10 protein-coding genes and 1 riboswitch are annotated in these 10,724 nt (G+C 31.6%); of the genes, 1 reads left to right on the top strand and 9 read right to left on the bottom strand.

The features are described 5' to 3' along the window. From ribB to JJE11_RS07570, 7 genes are all read right to left on the bottom strand, one after another. Positions 1-656, bottom strand: a 656-nt coding sequence (gene ribB, locus JJE11_RS07600; RefSeq protein ID WP_291634201.1) for a 3,4-dihydroxy-2-butanone-4-phosphate synthase, incomplete at its 3' end; no start/stop codon positions are given. Between the two features lie 83 nt (positions 657-739). Next, complete coding sequence (locus tag JJE11_RS07595) at positions 740-1,390, bottom strand: riboflavin synthase (protein WP_291634199.1); 651 nt, start codon at positions 1,388-1,390, stop codon at positions 740-742. Between the two features lie 59 nt (positions 1,391-1,449). Next, positions 1,450-2,547, bottom strand: coding sequence for a bifunctional diaminohydroxyphosphoribosylaminopyrimidine deaminase/5-amino-6-(5-phosphoribosylamino)uracil reductase RibD (gene ribD, locus JJE11_RS07590; RefSeq protein ID WP_291634197.1), 1,098 nt, complete (start codon positions 2,545-2,547; stop codon positions 1,450-1,452). 253 nt (positions 2,548-2,800) lie between these two features. Then, positions 2,801-2,913: riboswitch (FMN riboswitch) on the bottom strand. A gap of 110 nt (positions 2,914-3,023) precedes the next feature. Further along, entirely contained in the window at positions 3,024-4,226 is a 1,203-nt protein-coding gene (gene megL, locus JJE11_RS07585; RefSeq protein WP_291634195.1) for a methionine gamma-lyase, read from the bottom strand. Between the two features lie 258 nt (positions 4,227-4,484). Further along, positions 4,485-6,056, bottom strand: a complete 1,572-nt coding sequence (locus JJE11_RS07580; protein WP_291634193.1) for a sigma 54-interacting transcriptional regulator — start codon at positions 6,054-6,056, stop codon at positions 4,485-4,487. A gap of 103 nt (positions 6,057-6,159) precedes the next feature. Beyond that, a complete protein-coding gene (locus tag JJE11_RS07575) occupies positions 6,160-6,369 on the bottom strand; it encodes a helix-turn-helix transcriptional regulator (RefSeq protein ID WP_291634191.1) in 210 nt (69 codons plus the stop codon). A gap of 55 nt (positions 6,370-6,424) precedes the next feature. Then, the gene (locus tag JJE11_RS07570) at positions 6,425-6,919 is read right to left on the bottom strand and encodes a DUF2975 domain-containing protein (protein ID WP_291634189.1); all 495 of its coding nucleotides are present in this window, start codon (positions 6,917-6,919) and stop codon (positions 6,425-6,427) included. A gap of 443 nt (positions 6,920-7,362) precedes the next feature. Here JJE11_RS07570 and JJE11_RS07565 point away from each other — a divergent pair, with 443 nt between their 5' ends. After that, a complete protein-coding gene (locus JJE11_RS07565) occupies positions 7,363-7,821 on the top strand; it encodes a phosphatase PAP2 family protein (RefSeq protein ID WP_291634187.1) in 459 nt (152 codons plus the stop codon). 90 nt (positions 7,822-7,911) lie between these two features. On the opposite strand, the gene ptsG is transcribed toward JJE11_RS07565, so the two are convergent. Next, entirely contained in the window at positions 7,912-9,444 is a 1,533-nt protein-coding gene (gene ptsG / locus JJE11_RS07560) for a glucose-specific PTS transporter subunit IIBC (RefSeq protein WP_291634185.1), read from the bottom strand. Between the two features lie 269 nt (positions 9,445-9,713). Further along, positions 9,714-10,724: hypothetical protein (locus JJE11_RS07555; RefSeq protein ID WP_291634183.1), on the bottom strand; the 1,011-nt coding region annotated here is incomplete at its 5' end.

The following is a 10,724-nucleotide window of genomic DNA, read 5'->3' as shown; positions in this document are numbered from 1 at the left end:
CCATACCTAGTTGGCATTTTAGCTTCAGTAACCATTTCTACAAGGCATTCAGTTTTTCTTCTATAAGCAATTAAATCTACTATAGTAATAATCTTTAAATTATGTTTAGTCACATAATCCATAAGTTCTGGCACCCTAGCCATTGATCCATCTTCATTCATAATTTCACAAATTACTCCTGCAGGATACAATCCAGCAAGTCTTGCTAAATCTACTGCTGCCTCTGTGTGGCCGTCCCTATTTAGTACGCCACCCGCTCTAGCTGCTAGAGGAAATACATGACCCGGTCTATTAAAATCTTTTGATGAAGCATTAGGGTCTAAAACCTTTAATATAGTAGATGCTCTTTCAGCAGCAGATATTCCCGTAGTCGTGCTTACAGCATCAATAGAAACAGAAAAAGCTGTTCCATGTACATCAGTATTGTTTACTACCATCTGAGTTATATTTAATTTATCTAATCTCTCTTTAACTATAGGCATACATATAAGTCCACGCGCATATTTTGCCATAAAGTTTATATTTTCCTGCGTAGCTTTTTCTGCTGCTATAATCAAATCGCCTTCATTTTCCCTGTCTTCGTCATCTACCACAACAACCATTTTGCCATTTTTAATATCTTCTAAAGCTTCCTCAATAGTACTAAATTTATACATTTTTACACCCCTTAATCATCATTTCCAATGCTTTAATCATCACTTTTGTGATGTAATATTACTTCATCCACTGTAATCGAGATTTATGAAAAACCATTTTTCTCAAGAAAATCCATACTAATAGATTTCTTTCGTTTTGGAGTTTCACCATAACTTAATAATTTTTCAACATACTTTGCCATCATATCACTTTCAAGATTAACCTCATCGCCTATCTTCTTAGTTAGTAAGGTGGTTTCACCTTTCGTATGAGGTATAATTGATACTTTAAAAATATTTTCATCCACATAGGCTACAGTTAAACTAATGCCGTCAATTGTTATTGAACCTTTATGTACAATGTACTTTAATGTATCTACTGTAGTTTCTACGGACACCCAAACGGCATTTTCTTCCTTATAAAGGTCTACAATGGTTCCTATTCCATCAATATGTCCGCTTACTATATGTCCACCTAGTCTATCACTTAGCATTAATGCCCTTTCTAAATTGACAAGGGAACCTTGTTTCAATTTTCCTAAATTGCTACACCTCATAGTTTCTGCCATTACATCCACACTAAAGCTATCTTTATTAAATTCTGTTACGGTAAGGCACACTCCATTAGTGCTAATGCTATCACCAATCTTTGTGCCACCCATAATTTTTGTTGCTTTTATCGTAATTCTCGCAGACTTACCACCATTTTGTATGGACTTTATTTCCCCAACTTCCTCAATCAAGCCTGTAAACATCTATTCAGCTCCTTTATAACTAATCCATTTTTATCTTTTACTATGAAAGTACCTTGACTCTAAATTTTTTTTACATAGCCCTCAATCATAAAGTCTTCGTCAAACCTAGTTACTTGCGTATCACAAAGCTTAATAGAATCTTTCACATGCTTAATCCCTACGCCTCCCACTGGAGTTTTACCAGAAGTTCCCCCAAATATTTTTGGAGAAATAAAAGTAATAACTTTATCAACGATACCTTCCTCTATTGCAGAATAATTTAAAGTGCTTCCACCCTCGAGTAATATGCTATCTATTCCTCTATCACCTAGTACACTCATTAAATATTTCAAATCTACCCTGTTATTTTTACTTATAGTTACAATTACTTCTGCGCCCGTTTGCCTTATAGCTTCAAGTTTACTCTCCCTCGCAAATTCCGTTGTAACGATAATAGTTTTTGTTTTTTCATCACATTTTAATACCTTTGATTCTAATGGTATTTTTGCTGAACTATCTATAATTATCCTTATGGGATTTAAGCTAACTATGCCTTCTCTTCTTGTAGTTAAAGTTGGATCATCTTTTAAGACAGTTCCGATTCCCACCATAATTCCAGTTACCATATGCCGTAATTCATGCACATACAATCTAGATTTTTCATTACTTATCCACTTTGAATCACCAGTCGCGGTCGCTATTTTCCCATCCATTGTCATAGCAGTTTTCATAATGCAGAATGGTAATTTCTGAGTTATGTATTTTACAAATATCTCATTTGCTTTCTTTATTTCACTGTCCAATATGCCTGTAATAACTTCTATCCCATTATTTCTAAGAATTTCTATACCACGTCCTGCAACTAGTGGGTTAGGATCTATCATACCAATTACCACTTTAGATATTTTATTTCGCACTATAGCATCTGCACAAGGTGGAGTTTTACCGTAGTGAGAGCAAGGCTCCAAGGTTACGTACATAGTTGCTCCTTCTACATCGCAGGCGGCATTTGCAAAAGCATTGACTTCTGCATGAGGTCCACCAAAATATTCATGATATCCTTCACCGATTATTCTATTATCTTTTACAATAACAGCACCCACCATTGGATTAGGATTTACGAATCCAGAAGCTTTCTTAGATAATTCAAGTGCTCTTCTCATATAATGATTGTCCAATCTATCACCCCTAATTCTATAATTATAGTGTAAGCCTTTATGAATATTTCTATTCTTAGTATGCATAACTTTGGTCAAATTAAATCATATAAGGCATATAAAAATAAATAAAGCCCTGAAAATAATGTTTTCAGGGCTTTATAAGCTAGATTCATATCTAGTTTTACCTAGATAAATTTAATATCAAAATACAAGTGAACTTTCATAACTATATTATATAATTAATGAATAAAAATCTCCTATATCTATCATTATTCTCCTTCTCTCATCCAGACTTTACTGTCGGCTCTGGAATTCAACCAGATCTACCTTTCGGCTCGCGGGCTATACCGCCGGTTAGGAATTTAACCTACCCTGAAGGATCTATTCAATTTTCAATTTAATAATATCACTTTGTTATTTTACTGTCAAGTAAATAAAATATCTACTTTAGCATGACTCTTTATTAAACTTATGTCTATTTATTATGATAATTACTATTTAACTATTAAATTAAGAGCTTGGTCTAAATCAGCAATAATATCTTCAACATTTTCAAGGCCTACAGCTAGTCTTATTAAACCATCAGTAATACCAGCCTCTAATCTTTCCTCTGATGAATATGGTGAGTGTGTCATTGAAGCCGGATGTTCAATTAGTGTTTCAGCATCTCCTAAGCTAACAGCTATACTGCACAGCTGCATGGCATTTAAAACCTTTTTACCTTCTTCAATTCCGCCCTTTATTTCAAAAGCGATAATAGCGCCTGGAAGATTCATTTGTTTTTTTGCGAGTGTGTATTGAGGGAAACTTTCAAGTCCCGGGAAATATACTTTTTCTACTGCTGGATGAGTCTCTAAAAATTCAGCTGCAGCCATTGCATTTTTGCAATGCCTCTCCATTCTTATTTCTAGTGTTTTCAATCCTCTTATAACCAAAAATGCATCAAAAGGACTTAAGCAAGATCCTGTCATATCCTTAACACCAAATAATCTTACCTGATCAATAAATGCTTTAGATCCAATAGCAAATCCAGAAATCACGTCGCCATGTCCATTTATAAATTTAGTTCCCGAGTGTATTACAACATCTGCACCTAGCTCTAGAGGCCTTTGTATGTACGGACTGCTAAATGTGTTATCCACCATAACCATGCAATTTTCTTGTGCGTGAGCAATCTTTGATATTGCCTCAATATCTGATATAAGTAATGTTGGATTTGCAGGTGTTTCTAAGAAAATAACCCTTGTATTTTCTTTCATAGCATTTTTAATATTCTCTGGATTCGAGGCATCAACAAAAGTAACTTCAACACCATATCTAGAAATACCATGTGCTAAAAATGCATGAGTACACCCATAAATGGTTTGTGCTGCAACTATATGGTCTCCAGCCTTTAAAGCAGTCCACATAGCTGAAGATATAGCACCTATACCTGATCCCATAGACATACAAGCTTCTCCACCTTCAAGCATTGCCAATTTTTCTTCTAAAACTGAATTTGTAGGATTTCCGAGTCTTGTATAAATGTATCCTTCTTCCTCACCCGCAAATCTCTTTCCACCTTGCTCAGCTGTATCAAAAATAAAGGTAGCTGTTTGATGTATTGGAGTAGCTAGTGCCCCGTATTGATCCTTCTTATTTCCGCCATGTATTGCTTTAGTCGCAAATCCACTATTACTTAAATGTTCTCTATCCATTACAATTCCCCCTAAAATAATTCTTTCTTTATATAATATATTAGCAATTATGCTGCCACTTTTGATAAAAAAGGTTTGTTTTTATATCACTATTGCATTAAACGACAGTTTTCTTTATAAATTTTAATAATAAAAAAAATTCTAGTGCAATCAACAAAGCTTTATTTAATGTACTGGAACTTTTTATAACCACTTATATAATAATTTTGTAAATTTTTCTTTCCATTTGGAAATATTTCTTTACATTTCTTGTGTTGTTTAAATCTCACGTATTTTATACTTTTTAATTTTATTTATAATAGTAGTATGAGAAACCCCTAATTCCTTTGCTGTTTTTCTCAAACTTTTATTTTTAGAAAGAGCTTTTACTATAGCCTGTCTTTCGCAAATTTCCACCACTTCTTTAAGCTTTAAATATTTATTCACATCCAAATCGATCTTATTTTCTTCATTATTTACCATCCCTATATCAACAATAAGATTCTGCGTTGATATAAATTTCCCATCACATAAATTCATTGCCCTCTCAATTACATTCTGTAATTCTCTTATGTTCCCTGGCCAATTATATCCGAGTAATTTATTTATAAAAGAAAGCTCTGCACCTTTTATTTCTTTGTTTAATTTTTTATTAAATCTAGAAATGAACAAATTAACTAATGGTACGATATCCGTAAGTCTATCTCTAAGGGGGGGGATAATTATTGGGATAACATTTAATCTATAATATAAATCTTCTCTAAATTTTCCATGCACAATCATGTCTTCTAAATTCCTATTAGTAGCCGCAATAATTCTTACATTTACATTTTCTTCTTTTGTACTACCAATCTTTCTAATAACTCCTTCTTGAAGAACCCTTAAAAGCTTTGCCTGAAGCACTATAGATAATTCTCCTATTTCATCTAAGAATAAGGTTCCACCATCCGCCTCTTTAAAAAGGCCTTCTTTTCCACTGTTCATCGCCCCTGTAAAACTCCCCTTTTCATAACCAAACAGCTCACTTTCTATTAAGTTATCCGGAAGAGCCGCACAATTAATAGTTACAAAAGGGCTGTTTTTTCTGCTACTTAAACTTTGAATTGCTTTTGCAAATAGCTCTTTCCCAGTACCACTTTCTCCTCTAAAGAGTATAGTAGAATCACTCTTAGCTACAGTTTCAACTAGTTTTTTCACTCTTTCTATCTCATTGCTGTTTCCTACTATCTCCTTAAATGCGCCTTTAGTAGTTCCAGATATAACGTTTGCAATCTCGATAGCTTTATGCATATCTTTAATAGATGCAACTGCACCTACATTAATATTATTGTCATCTACAACAGGTCTACCTGTAGTTAGGTAATGTACTTCTCCTCTCTCTGTTTTAACATGTACTTCTAAATTATCATATTTTAGCCCACTATTTATAAGTTTAATAGCTGGAGCATCTCCACCTATTAATTCTCTAATATCAGTTCCTATAACTTCTTCTTTACTGCAATGAAATACTTTCTCGCAATAATTATTAAATATATCTATTTCAAATTTTTTATTTATTACCATTATTCCTTCATCTACTGAATCTAGAATAGCTAAAAGTTTTCTTTCATTTTCTTCATAATTAAGTAAGTCAATTTCATTAACCATAATAACATCTTCTATTGCACAAATCTGATTTTTTAATGCTTCCTTCTTGCTATCATCCATATTTTGCATCTTAACACAAATCTTTTTAGGAAACACTTCTACAGAAAGGAGGTTTATTGCTGCTTCATAAATTTTCTCGAGTATGACTACAGTTATCCCCAATCTATCTTTAGCTATTATTTCGAATCTAATGTTTTTCTCCATGTTGTTTCCTCCTAACTTACTCTTTCACATAAAATTATAGCATACAAATATATATACTTGTATGCTCGGTATGCCTCCCAATAAATATTTAGCTTATTATAATTTAAGTCTCTTCTATGTATTCAAGAATATCACCCGGTTGGCAGTGCAATTCTTTACAAATAGCTTCTAATGTACTAAATCTAATAGCCTTTGCCTTAGAAGTCTTTAATATAGATAAATTCGCATTTGTAATTCCAACTCTGACTGATAGCTCTGATAAAGATATCTTCCTCTTTGCCATCACAACATCTAAATTTACGACAATTGCCATATTATCCTCCCTGTAGTTCGCTTGCGTACAAAATAATTCTCAATTATTTTGTCCCTTATATAGTAAATTCATTTTCTTCTTTTACTTCAACAGCCTGCTTAAATATCTGAGATAAAATTAAAATAAACCACCCAACGAAAAAGAATATTAAAAATTCAATATCAGTATGTATTCCGCTAGAGTCTATATAAGCAATTTTAAAAATTATATATTTCCCATTTATTACGAAATCTATAGCATAACAAATTGACACCGTAAAGCACAATAGTGATATTCTTTTTAAACAAATCACATTATATTTAATAAAAGGCGTTAAATTTATTAGAGAATCAACTATTTTTCTAAGGTTAATTAAAATTAATATAACAGAAATTCCTCCTATTGTGAATAATGTGTATGTAATAATAAATCTGCCCCAGGACATATCTATTGCTTTATCCGCAAAGGTTTGTTTTGACATAATAAAATATACAACTATACCAGTAATAATCATAATATCTAATGATATTTTTAATAATGAAGCTAAAGACATTCTTCCATAATACTTCATTCCGTGTTCCTCCTGTACTAATATTTTCTACAATTTCAATAATACTACTAAATAATTTGTTTTTCAATATATTCTTATTGTTTTTCAATAAATATATATTGAAAAACATTTTAATTTAGGCTATAATCTTAAAATATAGACTATGTTTTACAATTATGCTAACAAAATTTATAAATGTATCTTTTAATTGTAGCTTTTGATATAATATTATTGATGTTTATCACTTAATTAGGATTTTGTATATTTTGTATAAATAAATGTGGTGCTTATACTCGTATCAATATTTTATGTATTATAGAAAGGATGATTAAATTAAGATGCCTTATTATTTAACAAATTCTATCCATTCTGCATGGATTCAATTTTTAATTGTTATTTCAAACTCCTCAGACCCTGAACCTCAGATTTTAATAAGCATATTGGCTTTTATTATATTATACCTTATGAATAACAAGTTAGAATCTCTTTGCTGTGTATTTGATATCTGCGCTACTGGTGCTACTAACATAATACTTAAATACACAGTAAAAAGATATAGACCCATGGATCTCAGATTAATTGACGCTCATGGCTATAGTTTCCCTAGCGGTCATGCTTCTATTTCTACAGCTATTGGTATTGTACTTATTTACTTTATAGTTAAAAAAATAAAGAATAAAAAGGTTGCCTACTTACTTAGTGGCTTAATATTTATATATTTAATGCTTGTAGGATTTAGTAGGGTTTATCTGGGCGTTCACTATCCAACAGATGTTCTTGGTGGATGGACTATCGCTATAATATGGTCCTATATTACTATTTCTGCTTATAAGTTTTGCCTGAAAAGAGATGTAAATAAATTTTTAGATAAGTATTTTACAATTAAACTTAATATTTTTAAACATAAACCAAAATCTACCTAATTCAAATATTTAAGCCCTAATTATTCATTGTTGAATAATTAGGGCTTAAATATTTTTCATTGAATAATTAGGACTTTTTTTATATGGAATTTATTTATCTAAACCCTGATCCAAAACTTCTTTAATTTCTGTTTTTATATTCTCTGCTTTTGTTCCGAATATTGCCTGAATACTGTCGCCAACTTCAAGCACACCAGCAGCTCCTAATTTTTTAAGTTCCGCTTTATTCACATTTTCAGCATCCACAACTCTTACACGTAAACGAGTAATGCAAGCATCTAAATCTGTTATATTTCCTCTTCCACCTAATGCATTTAATACTGCTATTGCATGTTCTTGACCTTGAAGATTAATTATTACTTTACCTTTTTCTTCCTCATCGTCTTCACGACCTGGAGTTTTAAGATTCCATTTTCTTATAGCATAACGGAATCCGAAGTAATAAAGTACTGCAAAAACTAAACCTACAGGGATTACTAACCACCAAGCCGTCCTATTTGGCATTACTCCAAATAATATGTAATCTATAAGTCCTCCTGAGAACGTCATTCCTATTTTAACATTTAAAAGTTGCATTGTCATAAAAGATAATCCTGCAAATACACAGTGAATCCCGAACAATATTGGTGCAACGAATAAGAATGAGAATTCAATTGGTTCTGTTATTCCGGTTAAAAAAGAGGTTAAAGCTGCAGATATCATAATACCAGCTATAAATTTTTTCTTTTCAGGTTTTGCTTCATGAATCATTGCAAGTGCTGCCGCTGGTAGACCAAACATCATAAATGGGAATTTACCAGTCATAAATGTTCCTGCTGTAAATGGTACACCATCTTTATACTGAGCCATGAATATAAGTTGGTCTCCGTTTATTACTTGACCGGCTTTATTTATATACTCACCGAATTGATACCAAAATGGGTTATAAAAAATGTGATGTAATCCAAATGGAATTAATGATCTTTCTATTACTCCAAATACAAAAGCTGATAATGTTGGATTCGCATCGATCATACCTTTTGAAAAAACGTTTAAGCCATGTTGGATTGGAGGCCATACGAAACTCATTGCTATACCAATTCCAATTGCAACTACTGCTGTAATGATTGGTACAAATCTCTTACCTTGGAAGAATCCGAGGTACGAAGGTAATTCAATATTATAATATTTCTTATATAAATGTGATGCAACAATTCCTACTATAATACCACCAAATACTCCTGTTTGAAGCGTTGGGATACCTAATATTTCTTTAAATTCAGGATGTGCTGTGCCTAAAGTTAATTCATGAGTAACCCCAGCAACAATGCCTAAAGTTTTGTTCATTATTAAGAACCCAACTATTCCTGCAAGTCCTGCAACTCCTTCACCATCAGCAAGACCTACTGCAACCCCTACTGCGAATAGCAATGCAAGGTTATCAAAAATAATACCACCAGACTGTTCCATAATTTTAGCTACTAATTGGAACCAACTAGCATTAAAAAATGGAGCACTTACTAAGAAATCCGGGTTTTGAAACATATTACCAAATGCAAGTAATAATCCTGCAGCTGGTAATAGTGCTACTGGTAGCATCAAAGATTTTCCTACCTTTTGTAAAACACCAAAAGCTTTTTTCATTTATATTTCCCTCTCTTTTGTGGCATGTTTAAAAAAATAAAAGGCATAAGCAAAGTCATAATCATAGCTTCACCTAAATGTGGCTATAGTATTATAATGACTTATGCTCATGCCTGATTTATATCAGTAACACGCAATTTCTTTTATTAAATTAGGTTACTACTGTAAATTTTTACATATAAGCTCGATATCATGATTAATTGTATTCATACACTCCCTAAATAGTATCATAACATATTTTTATTTTCAACATTTTTTTATAACATATTCTACTGTATAATAGAGCTTACAATATTAATAATTTCCGCCCATGGTGCGTTACCTTCAGCCGTATATGTTTTACCCATGTTTACCCATGTAAAATTTGCATAAGGTAGATCTTTATTATCAATGCTTTCACATAAAATATATTTTACTAAAACACTATTTATATTTATAATCATATTGTTTTCCTCTGCTGTTTTTGATGCCAAACTACTATTTGGGACTAGTCCGCCATTGTAGTTTGCATTTTTATATTCAGTTATCTTAAAATACTGAGAATTATTGCTATAAATAATTTCATATGATTTATATGAATTACTATCTGCTCCCACTAAAACCTTTTCCATAATAAAATCTCTAGGTAAGTAAGTAGGTATCTTTATATTACTTTTCAAAAAATTTCTTACTTCCTGCACTGATAAATTCCTCATATTAGTTTCTTTATTTTCAGCTAACCCACTTTTAGCTAAATCAATTTCATCACATAATATTGCAGAATTATTTTTATTATTATCCTCTGTTAATTTTTCTTCATCAATTATATCCGTAGTTGTGGCAACAATAATATCTTGATTTTCATAAACGATATCCTTATCCTTTTTTTCACTTTTAATTGAACTTTCCATTTTGGCTGGCATTATAGGCTTATCATTTAAAACAATAATTTTCTTTTCTGTTTTTAGTTCTTTACTGTTTTTATTAGATTCGATTGTATTAGATTCGGTTTTATTAACTTGCTTTTGATTTTCTTCTACTATTTCACTTTTAATAGTTTTATTTTTTTCATCTTCAGTAATATCCGTTTTTTCTTTAAGGATTGACTTATCCATATATGCTTGCTGATTCATTTTGGGTTGCTCTTCTAATCTTTTAATACCCTTATCCCTAGCATCCATTGTTATTGATTCATTATGCAATTCATTATTTTTACTGTAAATAGGATATATTATAATTCCCATTAATAAACATGCCGCTATAGTACATGTTACTTTCAGAACAGATTTATGAATTGAGTT

The sequence above is a fragment of the Clostridium sp. genome, from assembly GCF_016650095.1.
In the GTDB taxonomy this organism is placed as follows: Bacteria; Bacillota; Clostridia; order Clostridiales; family Clostridiaceae; genus Clostridium_AD.
This window is presented reverse-complemented; position numbering and strand designations above follow the sequence as displayed.

Bases quoted from the DNA above. Each gene is read 5' to 3' on its own strand.
- JJE11_RS07580 (WP_291634193.1), bottom strand. From the start codon at position 6,056: ATGGAGAAAAACATTAGATTCGAAATAATAGCTAAAGATAGATTGGGG.
- JJE11_RS07565 (WP_291634187.1), top strand. From the start codon at position 7,363: ATGAATAACAAGTTAGAATCTCTTTGCTGTGTATTTGATATCTGCGCT.
- JJE11_RS07570 (WP_291634189.1), bottom strand. From the start codon at position 6,919: ATGAAGTATTATGGAAGAATGTCTTTAGCTTCATTATTAAAAATATCA.
- JJE11_RS07575 (WP_291634191.1), bottom strand. From the start codon at position 6,369: ATGGCAATTGTCGTAAATTTAGATGTTGTGATGGCAAAGAGGAAGATA.
- ptsG (WP_291634185.1), bottom strand. From the start codon at position 9,444: ATGAAAAAAGCTTTTGGTGTTTTACAAAAGGTAGGAAAATCTTTGATG.
- JJE11_RS07595 (WP_291634199.1), bottom strand. From the start codon at position 1,390: ATGTTTACAGGCTTGATTGAGGAAGTTGGGGAAATAAAGTCCATACAA.
- megL (WP_291634195.1), bottom strand. From the start codon at position 4,226: ATGGATAGAGAACATTTAAGTAATAGTGGATTTGCGACTAAAGCAATA.